We start from the raw sequence: 15,558 nt of genomic DNA, 5'->3' as shown, positions 1-15,558 counted from the left end.
GCTTACGGGTTGAAAAATAACCCGGCCGTAAACATGAGGCTGGAAAGCAGCATGACAATGAGCATGATATAGATGACAACTTTAAAAATACGTTTATTTTGCACGGCTGTTTCACTCCTTTTTAAGCTCGTACTAGTTATTGTAACTCATTAAACATCGCGGAGGAAAGTATATGATCGAACAGAACCGTCTTATCGAAGAATTCATTTCGCTCGTGAAAGTGGACAGCGAGACCCGATTTGAGCAGCAAATCAGCGTCGTGCTGAAAGAAAAGTTCAGTAAACTCGGTCTACAAGTGGTTGAAGACGATTCTATGGCCAAGAGCGGTCACGGTTCCGGCAATCTGATCTGCACGCTGGAAGCTACAGATGCGAATCCGGCGATTCCTGTTATTTTGTTTACCTCCCATATGGATACGGTAGCTCCAGGCAATGGCATTAAGCCGCAGATCGGCGAAGACGGCTATATCCGTAGTGACGGCACAACGATTCTCGGGAGTGACGATAAAGCGGGCATTGCCGCGATGATCGAAGCGATCCAAGTATTGAAAGAGCAGAACATTCCGCACGGGCGCATTGAATTTGTCATTACTGCCGGTGAAGAAAGCGGTCTGAAAGGCTCCCGCGCCATGGATCCAAAAGCGATCAGCGCAAAATTCGGTTTCGCGCTCGATTCCAACGGCAGCATCGGCGATATTGCCACGGCTGCTCCGGGACGAGCGGAGATCGAAATTATTTTCAACGGTAAATCCGCACATGCCGGTGTGAATCCGGAAGATGGCATCAGTGCCATCCAAGTTGCTAGCAAGGCTGTTGCACGCATGTCTCTAGGCCGCATCGATAGCGAGACAACAGCGAACATCGGCAGCTTCTCCGGCGTCGGCCCGCTGAATGTGGTCTGCGACAAAGTGCGTATGGAAGCGGAAGCGCGCAGCATTGTGCAGCATAAGCTGGAAGCTCAAATTGCGGCGATGAAAGAAGCATGTGAAGCGGCTGCCGCCGAAGCACAAACGACTTGCGAGTTCAACTCGGAAATCGTGTACGCTTCCTATATGCATGATGACAATGCGCCTGTCGTGCAGCTGGCGTCCAGAGCACTGACATCGCTCGGTCTGCCTACCCGCACGTTCCACTCCGGCGGTGGCAGTGATGCGAACATTTTCAATGGCATGGGCGTGCCTACGGTGAACTTGGCTGTAGGTTATAAAGAAATCCACACGGTCAAAGAGCACATCGCTATCAGCGATCTGGTGAAAACGGCCGAGCTCGTTGTAGCCATCGTGAAAGAAACGGCAAAAGTTTAATAGCGAGTGATCTAAAGCTGATCGGACTTCCAGTATGTGGGAGACGATCGGCTTTTTTGCATGAATGCAGGCTTGGCGTCATACGTTTCAATTAAATCGTCGGACGTAAGGGGCTGAGCTGATCTATGGTGATTTGGGAGCAAGGCGTCGTGACAGCGGTCGTAGCGGTGCGTGTTGGGGTACAAATCGTATCCGTGCAAGAGGCAAGCACAGGCAGCGGGACATCTCTAGCGCTGCATTACACGGAATGCGGCGAGCTCGTTCCCGGCGATGAAGTGCTGCTGAACGTATCCGCCGTTCGCTTAGGTCTAGGGACAGGCGGTTATCATTTTGTGGCGGCCGTCTTGAACCGCCCGTTGGCACAAGCGGATGCCAAGCCTGCAGGACACATGATGAAGCTGAACTACACCCCGCTGCAAAGAGTGGCCTGTTCGGTGGAAGAGCAGACGAGTCCGTATCACGAGCTTTTTTTGGAACATCAATCTTTAGAAGGAATGCCGGTTTTGTTGGGGGAGTTGCACAGCATGCTGCCGGCAGCGCTTTGTTGGCTGCGATATCGCATGGGGAAAGAGGCGGATAAACTGCGGATTGCCTATATCATGACAGACGGAGGCGCACTTCCGCTCGTTTGGAGTGAACATGTGGCGGTGCTCGAGCGGCTTGGCTGGCTGCATACGACGATTACATACGGTCAGGCTTATGGGGGAAAACTGGAAGCAGTCAATAAATTTAGCGCACTGCTGGCGGCCAAACATGCGGCGCAAGCCGATCTGTGCATCGTGACGATGGGGCCGGGCATCAGAGGGACGGGCACGCGCTACGGCTACTCCGGCCTGGAAGTAGGCGAGCTGGTCAATGCCGTTCATGCGCTGGAAGGCATGCCGATCGTGATGCCGCGCATCAGCTTTGGCGATATTCGGCCGCGTCATTACGGCATCAGCCATCATACGCGCACAGCACTGAAGCTCGCGGCGCGCTGCCAGGCCATCCTGCCCCTTCCATGCCTCGCAAAAGCGGAGCAGGCGGTGCTTGAGCGGCAAGTAGCGGAGGAAGGGCTTTATGCGCAGCACCGGATTGTGCCTGTATCCGGCATTACGATGGAGCGGGTCCAAGCGGCTTTGCGACTGTACCCGGTAAAGATTACCTCGATGGGAAGAGGGATGGAGGAAGACCCGGCATTTATGAAAGCGATCTGTGCGGCTGCGGAGTTTGCATGGAATGCGCATATTCGCTGAGCTTGATGTCATGGCCGACTTGTGTCAGCAGCTGCTGCAAATAGCGTTTGATTTCCCACGCTTTCCCTACCAGACGGATTTGATTCTCGGATACATAGCATTTCATAGTGGGTTCCTCTTTTCCTATTAGAAGTTTGATATAATGATGGATATGCAATATTTGGACAAGTTATGCTAGAGAAGGAGGATTTACGATGACAGCCAATCGCAAATTTGAGGAAATTACGTTAAGTTCGGAATCTGTTTTTAAGGGCAGAATTATTTCGCTGCAGGTGGATCAGGTGCAGCTGCCGAACGGGGGGACAGCTTCACGGGAAATCATTAGGCATCCTGGCGCCGTAGCGGTCATTCCGCTGCTGGAGGATAGGATGATCGTGGTGGAGCAATATCGCAAACCGCTGGAAAAAAGTCAAGTTGAGATTCCAGCAGGCAAACTGGATCCGGGGGAAGAGCCTTTGCAAGCGGCCCTTCGCGAGCTGGAAGAGGAGACCGGCTACCGATCCGAGCATGTGAAACATGTCAGCTCGTTCTATACGTCGCCGGGCTTTGCGGATGAAATCATTCATCTCTATGTGGCCGAGCAGCTGGTCAAAGGAGAGGCGCGTCCGGATGAGGATGAATTTCTGGAATGCGAAGCGATTACGTTAGAGCAGGCGCAGCAATATATTCGCGAAGGCCGAATCAGCGACGCGAAGACGATTCTCGCCGTATATGCTTGGCAGCTCTATAAACTTACAGGGCAGATTTAAGATGAAAGCGTATTATGCCGATTTGCACATTCATATCGGACGTACGGAATCAGGCAAAGCTGTAAAGATCAGCGCTGCTAACGATTTGACGTTCTTCAATATTGCCAGCGAAGCATCCGAACGCAAGGGTATGGAGATTATTGGTATTATTGATTGCCATTCCACGGCGGTGCAGGAAGAGATCCAAATGTACCTCGCGCGTGGCGAGATGACCGAGCAGGAAGGCGGCGGCATTCGTTACCGGGACACTGTCATTCTGCTGGGCAGCGAGATTGAAGTGCGGGATCCTGGCATGGGGGCGGCGCACTTGCTGGCGTATATGCCGGATCTTGCCACTATGCAGGATTTTACGGGCTGGATGAAGGGGCATATGAAAAATGTGGAGCTCAGCTCCCAGCGCATTTATGTGCCGGCTCGAACGCTGCAGCAAGAAGTTCTCGGCCGCGGTGGTATTCTCATCCCCGCGCATATTTTCACTCCGCATAAGAGCGTCTATGGCAGCGCATCAAACCGGATGGCGCATTTGCTTGACTTGGATGGCATTGCGGCTGTGGAGCTCGGGCTCAGCGCCGATGCCGAGATGGCGGGTCTCATCTCGGAGCTGGACCGCTACACCATTTTGACCAATTCAGACGCGCATTCGCTGGCCAAAATTGGCAGGGAGTACAACCAAATTCAGTTAGCTGCGCCATCATATACTGAATTCATGAAAGCCTTACGACGCGAAGATGGCCGCAAAGTGTTGGCCAATTACGGCTTGAATCCACGGCTGGGCAAATATCATCGGACCTACTGCGGCGATTGTGAATCGATCCTCGATGAAAGCGTCACGACGGTCGAGCGTTGCCTGTATTGCGGCAGCACCAAGATCGTACGCGGCGTTATGGATCGGATACTGGCTATCGCCGACAGGGCGGAGCCCGCTGTCCCCGAGCATCGCCCGCCGTATCGCTACCAAGTGCCGCTCGAGTTCATCCCCGGCTTGGGGCCGAAGAAGCGCGCTCAGTTGCTCGCACGGTTCAGCACGGAGATGAACGTCCTGCACCGCGCGTCCGCTGAGGAGCTGGCCGACGTGATCGGCGAAGAGCTTGCCGGCTATATCGTCAAGGCTCGTTCCGGGGAGCTGGCGCTGGAAGTTGGCGGCGGCGGCCGTTACGGCAAAGTGAAAAATCAATCATAGATTCGCTGGTTCCTTCATAAGCTTGTCTTTGTATAGGTTATACAAAGGGAAGGAGCAGCGGGATGAACCGAAATCTGACGATGAAGCAATATATGAAGGAAAATCTGCCGCTATTTATTTTCGTTGCTGTGCTCTTTGTGATCGGGGTCGTGTTCGGTGCGGTCATGGTGAACGCGCTCTCTTTGGAGCAGAAGCAGGAGATGTCGCGTTATTTGGGCAGCTTCTTTCATGAAATCAATGATGGCGGGGATTTTGACAGCAGGCAGTCGTTTTTACAATCTTTCGGCATGCATATGAAATGGATTCTGCTCATTTGGCTGTTCGGGCTGTCCATCATCGGTCTTCCGCTGATCCTCGTTTTGGATTTCCTCAAGGGCGTTTTGATCGGCTTTACGGTAGGCTACCTGGTCGGCCAGATGTCATGGAAAGGCATGCTGTTTGCGCTTGTTTCCGTGGCGCCGCAGAATCTGATCGTGATTCCGGCCATCTTATTTTGCAGTGTCGCCGCTATGGCTTTTTCCATATTTGTCATTAAACACCGTTTCATGAGCCGCAATGGGTCGATGTATCAACCGTTTATGCGTTATACGACGATTACGCTGTTGATGGGCGCCTTTCTGCTCGGCGCCGCGTTCTGGGAAGGCTATATTTCCCAGCTGATGATGAAGTGGGTCACCCCGATGTTGATGGCGTTCTACGGCTAACGTTCCATGCAGGTTCTGTTGACTTTGTCGGCAAACTCCCCCTATAATGAATAAAGTGCTACATTTGGGCTCTAATGCCCGCCGGTTTGAGGGGGAGGAGTATGGAAGCAAGAATCGAGAAGATTAAGCAGCAGCTGCAATCCCAAGGGTACAAGCTAACCCCTCAACGGGAAGCGACAGTGCGAGTATTACTTGAAAATGAAGAAGATCACTTGAGTGCTGAAGATGTGTTTATGCTCGTGAAGGATAAGGCGCCTGAGATTGGTTTGGCTACCGTGTATCGGACGCTGGAGCTTTTAAGCGAGCTGCATGTTCTGGAGAAGATGAACTTTGGCGACGGCGTGGCCCGCTACGATCTGCGTGGCGACAACACGCGCCATCATCACCATCATTTAATTTGCGTGCAATGCGGAGCCGTAGATGAAATTATGGAAGATTGGCTTGGTCCGCTCGAAGAAAGGCTGGAGCGGGATTTTCATTTTCAAGTGTTGGATCATCGGCTTGATTTTCAAGGCATCTGCCATCGCTGTAACGATAGAGGGAAGCCGGAATCATTGGATAAATCCAAAACAACAGCGTCTGAATAAGAAGCTGTTCATACAAGAAAAATGCCTGTATACGCTGGTGCGCATACAGGCATTTTTGTTATTTCCCCATAAGATGTAAGAGGAGGACAGAGCTGTGTGCACGCACATAATCTGACTCAAAGCATGGCACCTTATGACTATCATTCTTGATGTGGAAGAAGGGAATCGATATGTCTCAACAAAGTGTGATTGGCGTACCGAAGGAAATCAAAAATAACGAAAACCGCGTGGCCCTAACACCTGGCGGTGCGGGCATGCTGCGCATGGCAGGCCATCAGGTGCTAATCGAGGCCGGCGCTGGCGTCGGCAGCGGGTTCAGCGATGACGATTATAGCAAAGAAGGGGCGGTCATTCTGGGTAGCGCTGCTGATGTATGGGCGCAAAGCAGCATGATCATGAAAGTCAAGGAGCCTTTGCCGAGCGAGTTCGGCTACTTTCGGGAAGGGCTGGTGCTCTTCACGTACCTTCATTTAGCGGCCGCCGGCGATTTGGCGGCGCAGCTCATGAGCAGCGGCGTCACCGGCATCGCCTATGAGACGATTCAATTGGCGAATGGAAGTCTGCCGCTGCTGACGCCGATGAGCGAAGTGGCCGGCCGCATGTCCGTGCAGATCGGGGCGCATTTCCTCGAGAAGTACTACGGCGGGCGCGGCATTCTGCTCGGCGGCGTGCCGGGTGTTCCGCCGGCTGATGTGATCATTCTCGGCGGGGGCATTGTCGGCACGAACGCTGCCAAAATGGCGCTAGGGCTAGGCGCCAATGTGGTCGTGATCGAGCGCAGCGCAGACCGCATGCGGGCGCTGGACGATATTTTTGGCGGTCGGCTGCGCACGCTGATGTCGACCCCGCATAACATCGCCCATGCGGTGCAGAAGGCGGATCTCTTGATCGGCGCTGTGCTGATCCCGGGCGCACGAGCGCCTCGCCTGGTGACCAGCACGATGGTTGAGACGATGAAGCCGGGCTCGGTCATCGTCGATGTCGCCGTCGACCAGGGCGGCTCGATCGAGACGATCGATCGGGTCACGACGCATAGCGATCCCGTCTACGAGAAGCATGGCGTGCTGCACTACGCCGTTGCCAATATGCCGGGGGCCGTCCCGCGCACGTCGACGCTGGCGCTGACGAACGTGACGATGCCTTATGCTCTAGAATTGGCCGGCAAGGGGGTGCAAGCGGCCGTCGCCGGCAATCAGCCGCTGCAGCTCGGCGTCAATACGTACAAAGGGCACATTACGCATCCGGCCGTCGCCGAAGCGCTGAATATGCCGTACGTCGCATTGTCCGAGCTGTCATAAACGCCGGTTTTGACACATATCCTGTCCTTAAAGAACCTAGGAAGAGGGGACTGGCTATGGTGTTCTCCACGCGTAAATGGATAAGCCGCCTGCGGTTTATCTTCATGTTTATGACACTGACAATCGTGCTGTATCAAGTGATGGTCTTCCTGGCAGGCTGGATCCAGCCGATGAATAAATACAAGACGCCGACGGGCAAGTCGGTGAAAGTATTCGGGCAGCATTCGCACCCGACTTTATCCGACTCCGGCACATCGATGGGGGATCGGTTGCGGCTATTTTACTGGTACGGAGAATAAAGGGAATACCATGAATAAAGCGTAAAAAAGAGGAGTTCCTGGCACGAGCGTGGAAAGGGTACTGGAAAACGTCACGGCAATTTTTACGAAGGAGCTTTTTCCCCTAATGAATACAGACCTGCAAGCCTTCATACGTTTTCTTGCCGTGGAGCGCGGCCGATCGAAGAATACGCTGGAATCGTATAACCGGGATATCCAGCAGTTTATGATTTATTTGGAACAGCACGGAATCACAGCGTGGAAGGACGTCGGTAAAACCCATGTCGCAGGCTACCTGTCCAGCCTCAAGCAGCTTGGAAGGGCTTCGGCGACGGTCTCGCGCTGTTTGGTATCGATCCGGGCGATGATGCAATTTTTGATTCGCGAGCGCAAGATGGAGACAGACCCGACGCTGCTGGTCGATCCTCCGAAACTGGAGAAGAAATCGCCGAAGGTGCTTTCCGTCTCCGAGACGGGGAAGCTGCTGGAAGCCCCGCAGACCGATTCTTCGCCAGGCGCCAGAGACAAGGCAATGTTGGAGTTGATCTATGCCACCGGCATCCGGGTATCCGAGCTGGTTGCGCTGAATGTTCAGGACGTCCATCTGGATCTGGGCTATATCCGTTGTACAGGCAAGGCGGATAAGGAACGGCTGATTCCGATCAGCAAGATTAGCGCAAGATGTCTGGCTATCTATATGAACGAACACAGGACCAAACTGCTCAAGAAGTCGCCTGAAGAGGAAGCGCTGTTCGTCGGCCATTTGGGCACTCGGATGACCCGGCAAGGCTTCTGGAAAATCCTGAAGCGTTACGCGGAAGAAACGAGCCTGGAGCAAGACATTACGCCGCATACGCTGCGGCATTCCTTCGCTGCCCATCTGCTCGAGAACGGCGCCGATCTCCGCTCCGTTCAGGAAATGCTCGGACACGCCGATATCTCAGCGACACTCGTCTATGTCCAGTCGACGAAGCACAAAATGAAGGAAGTATACAACAGCTCGCATCCACGGGCGCATATGTAAAAGGAGAGAAGCCTGAGCGATCAGGCTTTTTTGCCGCCCTATTTTTGCATTCCAGCAGTGGAAATGAGATAATAACGGGTGGTTAAACTAGCCTTATTTTTGGAGGGACTAATTGTGCGTTTCGAACGAATTTGTGTAATCGTACTGGATAGCGTAGGTATCGGCGAACTGCCGGATGCGGAGCGATTCGGTGACACTGGATCTCATACACTTGGTCACATCGCGGAAAAAGTAAGCGGTTTTGCGCTGCCACATATGCAGCGTTTAGGCTTAGGCAGTATTGCTGAACTGAAAGGCATCCCGGCTGCAGAAGCGCCGGAAGCTTATTTTGGCAAAATGGCCGAAGTATCTGTCGGCAAAGATACGATGACAGGACATTGGGAGTTGATGGGACTCAACGTGTCCATCCCATTCAATGTGTACCCAGGGGGCTTCCCTGAGGAGCTCATAAGTCAATTTGAACAAGCGACAGGACGCAAAGTTATTGGCAATAAACCGGCGTCAGGCACGGAAATTTTGGATGAGCTGGGCGAAGAGCAAATGAAAACCGGCGCCTGGATCGTCTATACGTCCGCTGACAGCGTGTTTCAATTAGCTGCGCATGAAGAGATCATTCCGCTGGAAGAGCTGTACCGCGCTTGTGAAATCGCCAGAAAGCTGACGCTTTCCGATGAATACGCGGTAGGTCGCGTAATCGCCAGACCTTACGTGGGCGAGCCAGGCGCGTTCAAGCGGACGTCCAACCGCCATGATTATGCGGTGAAGCCGCCTTCACCTACAGTGATGAATCACCTGAAGGACGCCGGGCTTGATGTGATCGCCATCGGTAAGATCAATGATATTTTTGATGGTGAAGGCGTGACCAAAGCGACTTCGACCAAGAGCAACCTGGACGGCATTCAGAAGACGATTGAAACGTTGGGTTCTTCCTTCAAAGGTTTGGCGTTCACGAATCTGGTCGATTTCGATTCCTTGTACGGCCATCGCCGCGATCCTGAAGGCTACGGCCGCGCATTGGAGGAATTCGACGCGCATGTGCCGCAGCTGAAGGCAGGAATCGGACCGAATGATTTGCTGATTCTGACCGCTGACCACGGGAACGACCCGATTCATGCGGGCACGGATCATACGCGCGAATACGTGCCAATTCTGCTCTACAGCCCAAGCTTGCAGGCGCCAGCCTCCATCGGCATCCGCAAGACGTTCGCAGATTTGGGCGCTACAATTGCCGAGAATTTCGGTGTTGCTTCGACAGGGAACGGCGAGAGCTTCCTGCATCTGCTGAAGTAAGGAAGCAGGAGAGCTTTTGCAGAATTGAGGCAATGATTGTCAGTCAAACGTAATATTTTAATCCGTTTTGCACGTGCAGAACGCGAAGGAGGAAATGATAGATGTCCGAAACATCGATGATTCAAAAGATTCAAGAGGCCGCCGCTTATATTCGCAAAGAGACAGGAACCCAGCCGCAAATCGGGCTGATTCTAGGCTCCGGTCTAGGCGTGCTTGCCGATCTCATTGAGAATCCGGTGGTTGTGGATTATGCCCACATTCCACATTTCCCAGTGTCCACTGTAGAAGGACATGCCGGTGAGCTTGTGGTCGGCACGATTCAAGGCAAGCAAGTGCTGGTCATGAAAGGGCGCTTCCATGCGTATGAAGGATACGGCGCAGAGACGGTATCCTTCCCCGTGCGTGTGATGAAGGAGCTTGGCGTGCAAACGCTGATCGTCACGAACGCAGCCGGCGGGATCAACACTTCGTTCAAGGTTGGCGACCTGATGGTCATCAGCGACCACTTGAATCTGACCTTCCGCAACCCGCTGATCGGACCGAACGACAGCGCGCTCGGCGTACGCTTCCCGGATATGTCGGAAGCGTACAGCAAGCGTTTGCGCAAGCTGGCTCATGAAGTGGCGGCTTCGCAAGATTTTCAACTGCAGGAGGGTGTCTATGTAGGACTGCTCGGTCCTAACTATGAAACGCCTGCGGAAATTCGCATGCTCCGCACGCTTGGCGGCGATTCTGTCGGCATGTCCACGGTGCCAGAGGTGATCGTGGCCCGTCATGCCGGCATCGAAGTGCTTGGCTTCTCCTGTATTTCCAATATGGCAGCCGGTATTTTGGATCAGCCGCTGTCACATGATGAAGTGATGGAAACAACAGAACAAGTGAAGCCGAAGTTCCTTAAGCTCGTTTTAGGCATTATTGCCGCGCTGTAAAAGAAGCCTGTACATAGAGCGAATGAGACTGCTTCCTGCCGATTGGGTAATCGGGAGGGGGCAGTTTTTTCTTTATCAAAATTTTAGCGTCTAAAGACCTATTAATGGAAAAGTTATCATGCTACAATATAGTTAAATGGAACTATAACTCCGGTACAAGGACGTGATGGCAGCATGAGCCTCCTTCAATTGAACGTTGACAATTGCCCGCGCTGCGGCAAAGTTTTTCAAAAAAATGTTCGGAATCAGTGCAATGATTGCAGCCGCGAGATGGATCACAAGCTGAATCGTGTGCTGGACTTTATGCGCAAAAACTACCGCTCTACGAATGAGCAGGTTGCAGAAGCGACAGGTGTTGGCGCGGAGCAGTTGATGTCTTGGATGAGAGAGAGCAAACTACTGGTTGCCGATTACCCGAATCTGCATTATTTGTGCTCCAGTTGTAAAGCACCGATTCGTATACATAAGCTTTGCACCGATTGTTCGATCCGCATTCAACAAGATATTGTTCAGTTGAAAGAGAAAGAGCAGAAGAATCCTGCTCCTATTCCAAGAGAAGTGCTGGCTGGGGTCTCCGGAGGGTTTCAAATCCGCGACAGACTGAGCGGCAGCCAAGGCGTGTAAATTGCCGCAGATTGGGCAATAGTATAGTTATATCCTCCGAACGGAGGATATTTTTGTGCGAAGCTCGTTCACGCTTTTGTCACAGAATATTCAATGATTTGCCATCAATCATATATGGGATTGTTTGGACTTGTTAGGTAAAATAGATGAAGTGAACACATTTCGAGGGGGATATGCATGCAAAAGTGGATTTTCTTTGTGTTATTTATACTTGCGGGCGCATTAGGGTTGGGAGTCCTCTTTCAAGATATTTCCGGTCGCCAACAGGCTAGAGAAGCAGAAGCTGCTGCTAATAAAGGCCAACAATTGAAAATCGTCGCGTCCAACTGGCAGTTCGACAATACGAACTACACAGTAAAAGCCGGAGAGCCGACGAAAGTTTCCTTATCTTTGAAAGAAGGCGTACACGCCGTAGAAATCAAAGGTCTGGATATCAAATTGGACAAAGAGAACCCATCCAAACAAGTAACCTTTGACAAACCGGGAACTTACGATCTTGAATGCGTACTTCCTTGTGGTGAAGGCCATGCTAAGATGAAAGCGAAATTGGTCGTACAATAAGATATGAATCAGTAAACTGTAAAGGGAGCCAAGAAGCTCCCTTTTTTGATTTTTGATCGGCGAATCACGCCGCTGGTCTGACACGAATAAAAAATCGGCGATACCGTCACGGCAGGCGAATTGATGGGTACGACGCTGGAACGAGCACTTTCCCTTGCAAATATGCCTGGGGAGGTGCTCTTTTTATTTTTCCATGACTGGAATATTTTGAAGGCTTTCCGTCAACACTGAGTAGCAGTAATTCATGCTGCGAGCGTAGAGCTTAACACATCACGCTTACGATGGCAGTTTTCTGGTGAAAACTCTCAGGAGGGGTAGAATGGATATGCTAAAAAAAGGGTTTATCAGCTTCATCTGTCTGCAGATCGCGCTGCTATTGGTGGTACAAGGCGCATTTGCAGCGGAAAAACAGCCAGCGTCAGTCGATTTAACACCGAACGCGCAATCCGCGGTACTTATGGATGCGGACACGGGAACCGTCATTTCCGAGAAAAATAAAGATACCAAGCTACCGCCAGCCAGCATTACGAAAATTATGACGATGCTGCTTATCATGGAAGCTGTCGATCAAGGTAAAATCAAAATGGATGAGAAAGTGCGTACGAGCGAGTATGCGGCATCCATGGGCGGATCGCAAATTTTCCTTGAGCCTGGGGAAGAGATGAGCGTTCAAGAGATGATCAAAGGGATTGCGATGGCATCCGGCAATGACGCTTCCGTCGCCATGGCGGAAAAGATCGCCGGTTCCGAAGAGAACTTCGTTCAAATGATGAACGAACGGGCACAGCAACTGGGGATGAAAAATACACATTTTTCCAACTGCAACGGGTTGCCTGTAGCAAACCATTATACGACCGCCAACGATATCGCCATCATGTCGCGCGAGCTGCTCAAACACGAGGGAATTACGAAATTTACAGGTGTTTATCAGGACTATTTGCGTAAAGATTCACCGAAGCCGTTCTGGCTTGTGAATACCAATAAACTGGTGCGCTTCTACAGCGGTGCCGACGGTCTGAAAACCGGATACACCAGTGAAGCGAAATTTTGTCTGTCTGCGACTGCGAAGCGGGACAATTTCCGTGTCATCGCCGTCGTACTGGGTGAGCCCAATACGAAAACGCGCAACGCTGAAGTGACGAAGCTGTTCGATTATGCGTTTGCTCAATATTCCAACTATCCACTGTTCAAATCCGGCGATAGCCTTGGCAACTTTACCGTGAACAAAGGCGAAGTATCGTCTGTTCCGCTCGTTGCGAAGCAAAATTACAGCATTTTGATGAAAAAAGGCGAAGCCACGCAAAACATTCGACATGAGCTGCAAATCGATCCAAACTTGAAAGCGCCGATTGCTTTAGGTCAGCCGATTGGAAAAATCGTCGTGTACAATGGCGATACCGTGATGGCGGAGTATCCTTTGGAATCCCCGATAGCCGTGAATAAGGCGTCCTGGTGGAAACTTTTTAAACGCACGACTGCGAATTTATTCCGTACGGATGTATAGATGAGGTAAGAACCGTAACGAAAAATCCCGTTTTTCTTCTACTTTTAGCGCAATTCTTCTAGTTTTGTCGGGTGGCAGGAAATCCCATCTTCCCTGTAGAAAGTAGCATTCATGACTGGGAAGGAGTGAACATGGTGAGCCTGCAAATTGAATTCGAGCAAGGACGAAGAGCGCTGATCGTGAGGTTGAAAGGTGAACTGGACCATCATACGGCGGACATTGTGAAAGCAAGAATGGAGGAAGCGATTGCCAAAGAGGACATTCGCCATCTCATTCTAAGTTTGAAAGATCTTTCCTTCATGGACAGCTCCGGTTTAGGCGTCATTCTCGGTCGCTATAAGCAAATTACAAGCAAAGGCGGCAAGATGGTCGTATGTGACGTATCGCCTGCCGTACATCGTTTGTTCGAGCTTTCCGGTTTATTCAAAATCGTTTCGATCCAAGATAACGAAAGATCTGCGATCTCCAGTTTGGAGGTTGCGCTATGAGTGATAAAAATTTTATGACGCTCCAGTTTGCCAGCCGTTCCGAGAATGAAGCCTTTGCGCGTGTGGCCGTAGCTGCTTTCGTCGCGCAGCTGGATCCGACGATGAACGAGCTCACGGACATTAAAACGGTTGTGTCTGAAGCGGTGACGAACTCCATCATCCATGGCTACAACAATCGCACAGATGGTGTGATCACGATATCTACGCAGATTGATGATGATATCATTCACATCACCGTAGAGGATAATGGTCAAGGTATCGAGGATTTGGAGCAAGCGAAGCAGCCGCTCTATACCTCGAAGCCGGAGCTTGAGCGATCAGGTATGGGCTTTACGATTATGGAAAATTTCATGGATGAAGTTGAAGTTGTGACGGCCGTTGGAATCGGAACCAAAATAAAAATGTTGAAGCGAATTGAATCTAAAAAAGCTTTATACAATTAGGGGTTTGATCTATGGATGTCGATTTGAAGCATGCCTCTCACAGTTACTTGGATGATGCGGAAGTCAAACGCTTAATCGCTCTGAGCCAGTCCGGTGACGGTCTGGCCAGAGAAACGCTGGTCAGCTGCAACATTCGGCTGGTATGGTCGGTTGTACAGCGTTTCCTGAATAGGGGATATGAAGCCGAAGACTTGTTCCAGATCGGATGTATCGGTTTGCTCAAGTCTGTCGACAAGTTTGATCTCTCTTATGATGTCAAATTTTCTACTTATGCCGTGCCGATGATTATCGGCGAAATTCAGCGGTTCCTACGCGACGACGGCACGTTAAAAGTGAGCAGATCGCTGAAGGAATTGGCGAATAAAATTCGCAAGACGAAGGACGAGCTGTCGAAGCGTCTAGGCCGCCTGCCAACGATCAAAGAGGTGGCGGAAGAGCTTATGATTACGGCAGAGGAAGTTGTCTTTGCCCAGGAAGCGAACAAACCGCTGTCATCCATCCACGAGACTGTATTCGAAAACGACGGCGACCCGATCACCCTGATGGACCAAATCTCCGATGAGTCCGGCGACAAATGGTTCGAGAAGCTGGCGCTGAACGAAGCCATTGGCGCATTATCGGAGCGAGAACGATTGATTGTGTATTTGCGGTATTTTCGGGATCAGACCCAATCCGAGGTGGCCAGCCGCTTAGGCATCTCCCAGGTCCAAGTTTCCCGATTGGAGAAGAAGATTTTGCAATCGATCAAAGATCAGATTGCACAGTGATGAGAAGCCCCCCCATGCATCCGGATCGGAATATTCGCTTGGCGAATCCGATGGTTGTGGTGGGGGGCTTTTTTTGTGCGCGCGGCGTCCCCTTTGGGGCTCGGCAATTGGGTTTATCCGGACTACAGCGCTCGCCGGCACTCCCATCCGCGCTGTAGTCCGGCTTTTCCCCATTGCAGCAGCCACGCCGCGCAATTTCCTCGCTGCAGTCCGGTTTCGCCGGACTGCAGGCTTGGTTTTGCGCGCGGCGTCCCCTTTGGGGCTCGGCAATTGTGTTTATCCGGACTACAGCGCTCGCCGGCACTCCCATCTGCGCTGTAGTCCGGCTTTTCCCCATTGCAGCAGCCACGCCGCGCAATTTCCTCGCTGCAGTCCGGTTTCGCCGGACTGCAGGCTTGGTTTTGCGATCGGCGTCCCCTTTGGGGCTCGGCAATTGTGTTTATCCGGACTACAGCGCTCGCCGGCACTCCCATCTGCGCTGTAGTCCGGCTTTTCCCAATTGCGAGCGGCGTCCCCTTTGGGGCTCGGCAATTGTGTTTATCCGGACTACAGCGCTCGCCGGCACTCCCATCCGCGCTGTAGTCCGGCTTTTCC

At 51.9% G+C, this 15,558-nt stretch carries 20 protein-coding genes; 17 read left to right on the top strand and 3 right to left on the bottom strand.

Features of this window, described 5'->3' with window-relative positions; translation table 11 throughout:
* Window positions 1–2: 2 nt before the first annotated feature.
* Window positions 3–104 (bottom strand): stressosome-associated protein Prli42, encoded by a 102-nt coding sequence (gene prli42 / locus O9139_RS31880; RefSeq protein ID WP_270885777.1) that lies wholly within the window; start codon window positions 102–104, stop codon window positions 3–5.
* Between the two features lie 68 nt (window positions 105–172).
* Here prli42 and O9139_RS31875 point away from each other — a divergent pair, with 68 nt between their 5' ends.
* Window positions 173–1,303, top strand: a complete 1,131-nt coding sequence (locus O9139_RS31875) for a M20/M25/M40 family metallo-hydrolase (protein WP_270885776.1) — start codon at window positions 173–175, stop codon at window positions 1,301–1,303.
* A gap of 125 nt (window positions 1,304–1,428) precedes the next feature.
* Window positions 1,429–2,538, top strand: a complete 1,110-nt coding sequence (locus O9139_RS31870; protein ID WP_270885775.1) for a DUF3866 family protein — start codon at window positions 1,429–1,431, stop codon at window positions 2,536–2,538.
* On the opposite strand, the gene mciZ is transcribed toward O9139_RS31870, so the two are convergent.
* Window positions 2,483–2,644 (bottom strand): Z-ring formation inhibitor MciZ, encoded by a 162-nt coding sequence (gene mciZ, locus O9139_RS31865; RefSeq protein ID WP_270885774.1) that lies wholly within the window; start codon window positions 2,642–2,644, stop codon window positions 2,483–2,485. The genes O9139_RS31870 and mciZ overlap by 56 nt on opposite strands.
* An 88-nt stretch (window positions 2,645–2,732) precedes the next feature.
* Here mciZ and O9139_RS31860 point away from each other — a divergent pair, with 88 nt between their 5' ends.
* The 15 genes from O9139_RS31860 (at window position 2,733) to sigF (ending at window position 14,964) form a co-directional block, all read left to right on the top strand.
* A complete protein-coding gene (locus O9139_RS31860; protein WP_270885773.1) occupies window positions 2,733–3,287 on the top strand; it encodes an NUDIX hydrolase in 555 nt (184 codons plus the stop codon).
* Window position 3,288: 1 nt separating this feature from the next.
* Window positions 3,289–4,467 carry an endonuclease Q family protein gene (locus O9139_RS31855; RefSeq protein ID WP_333743118.1) on the top strand — a complete coding sequence of 393 codons (1,179 nt, stop codon included), beginning with the start codon at window positions 3,289–3,291 and terminating at the stop codon, window positions 4,465–4,467.
* A gap of 62 nt (window positions 4,468–4,529) precedes the next feature.
* Window positions 4,530–5,171 (top strand): stage II sporulation protein M, encoded by a 642-nt coding sequence (spoIIM, locus tag O9139_RS31850; RefSeq protein WP_270885771.1) that lies wholly within the window; start codon window positions 4,530–4,532, stop codon window positions 5,169–5,171.
* Between the two features lie 101 nt (window positions 5,172–5,272).
* Window positions 5,273–5,758: a ferric iron uptake transcriptional regulator gene (fur, locus tag O9139_RS31845; protein WP_270885770.1), complete on the top strand. Its 486-nt coding sequence runs from the start codon at window positions 5,273–5,275 to the stop codon at window positions 5,756–5,758.
* A 170-nt stretch (window positions 5,759–5,928) separates the two neighbouring features.
* On the top strand, window positions 5,929–7,056 hold the full coding sequence (ald, locus tag O9139_RS31840; protein WP_270885769.1) for an alanine dehydrogenase: 1,128 nt from the start codon (window positions 5,929–5,931) through the stop codon (window positions 7,054–7,056).
* 56 nt (window positions 7,057–7,112) lie between these two features.
* Complete coding sequence (locus O9139_RS31835) at window positions 7,113–7,355, top strand: DUF4227 family protein (RefSeq protein ID WP_270885768.1); 243 nt, start codon at window positions 7,113–7,115, stop codon at window positions 7,353–7,355.
* Between the two features lie 106 nt (window positions 7,356–7,461).
* Complete coding sequence (gene xerD, locus O9139_RS31830; protein WP_270885767.1) at window positions 7,462–8,358, top strand: site-specific tyrosine recombinase XerD; 897 nt, start codon at window positions 7,462–7,464, stop codon at window positions 8,356–8,358.
* A gap of 114 nt (window positions 8,359–8,472) precedes the next feature.
* Window positions 8,473–9,648: a phosphopentomutase gene (gene deoB, locus O9139_RS31825; protein ID WP_270885766.1), complete on the top strand. Its 1,176-nt coding sequence runs from the start codon at window positions 8,473–8,475 to the stop codon at window positions 9,646–9,648.
* A 101-nt stretch (window positions 9,649–9,749) separates the two neighbouring features.
* Window positions 9,750–10,577, top strand: a complete 828-nt coding sequence (locus tag O9139_RS31820; protein ID WP_270885765.1) for a purine-nucleoside phosphorylase — start codon at window positions 9,750–9,752, stop codon at window positions 10,575–10,577.
* A gap of 174 nt (window positions 10,578–10,751) precedes the next feature.
* On the top strand, window positions 10,752–11,201 hold the full coding sequence (locus tag O9139_RS31815) for a flagellar protein (protein WP_270885764.1): 450 nt from the start codon (window positions 10,752–10,754) through the stop codon (window positions 11,199–11,201).
* A gap of 177 nt (window positions 11,202–11,378) precedes the next feature.
* Complete coding sequence (locus tag O9139_RS31810) at window positions 11,379–11,762, top strand: cupredoxin domain-containing protein (protein ID WP_270885763.1); 384 nt, start codon at window positions 11,379–11,381, stop codon at window positions 11,760–11,762.
* Window positions 11,763–12,087: 325 nt separating this feature from the next.
* A complete protein-coding gene (locus O9139_RS31805; protein WP_270886014.1) occupies window positions 12,088–13,266 on the top strand; it encodes a D-alanyl-D-alanine carboxypeptidase family protein in 1,179 nt (392 codons plus the stop codon).
* A gap of 134 nt (window positions 13,267–13,400) precedes the next feature.
* On the top strand, window positions 13,401–13,754 hold the full coding sequence (gene spoIIAA, locus O9139_RS31800) for an anti-sigma F factor antagonist (protein WP_270886013.1): 354 nt from the start codon (window positions 13,401–13,403) through the stop codon (window positions 13,752–13,754).
* Complete coding sequence (gene spoIIAB / locus O9139_RS31795; RefSeq protein WP_270885762.1) at window positions 13,751–14,197, top strand: anti-sigma F factor; 447 nt, start codon at window positions 13,751–13,753, stop codon at window positions 14,195–14,197. Before spoIIAA ends, spoIIAB begins: the two co-directional genes overlap by 4 nt.
* Before the next feature lie 11 nt (window positions 14,198–14,208).
* Window positions 14,209–14,964 (top strand): RNA polymerase sporulation sigma factor SigF, encoded by a 756-nt coding sequence (gene sigF, locus O9139_RS31790; RefSeq protein WP_270885761.1) that lies wholly within the window; start codon window positions 14,209–14,211, stop codon window positions 14,962–14,964.
* A gap of 122 nt (window positions 14,965–15,086) precedes the next feature.
* Here the strand turns inward: sigF and O9139_RS31785 are convergent.
* Window positions 15,087–15,558 (bottom strand): hypothetical protein (locus O9139_RS31785; RefSeq protein ID WP_270885760.1); only part of this gene is annotated, 472 nt, incomplete at its 5' end.

This window comes from Paenibacillus aestuarii (assembly GCF_027789125.1).
GTDB classification, from domain to species: Bacteria; Bacillota; Bacilli; order Paenibacillales; family NBRC-103111; genus Paenibacillus_E; species Paenibacillus_E aestuarii.
The sequence above is the reverse complement of the archived record's forward strand: the minus strand, read 5'-3'. Positions and strand labels throughout refer to the sequence as shown.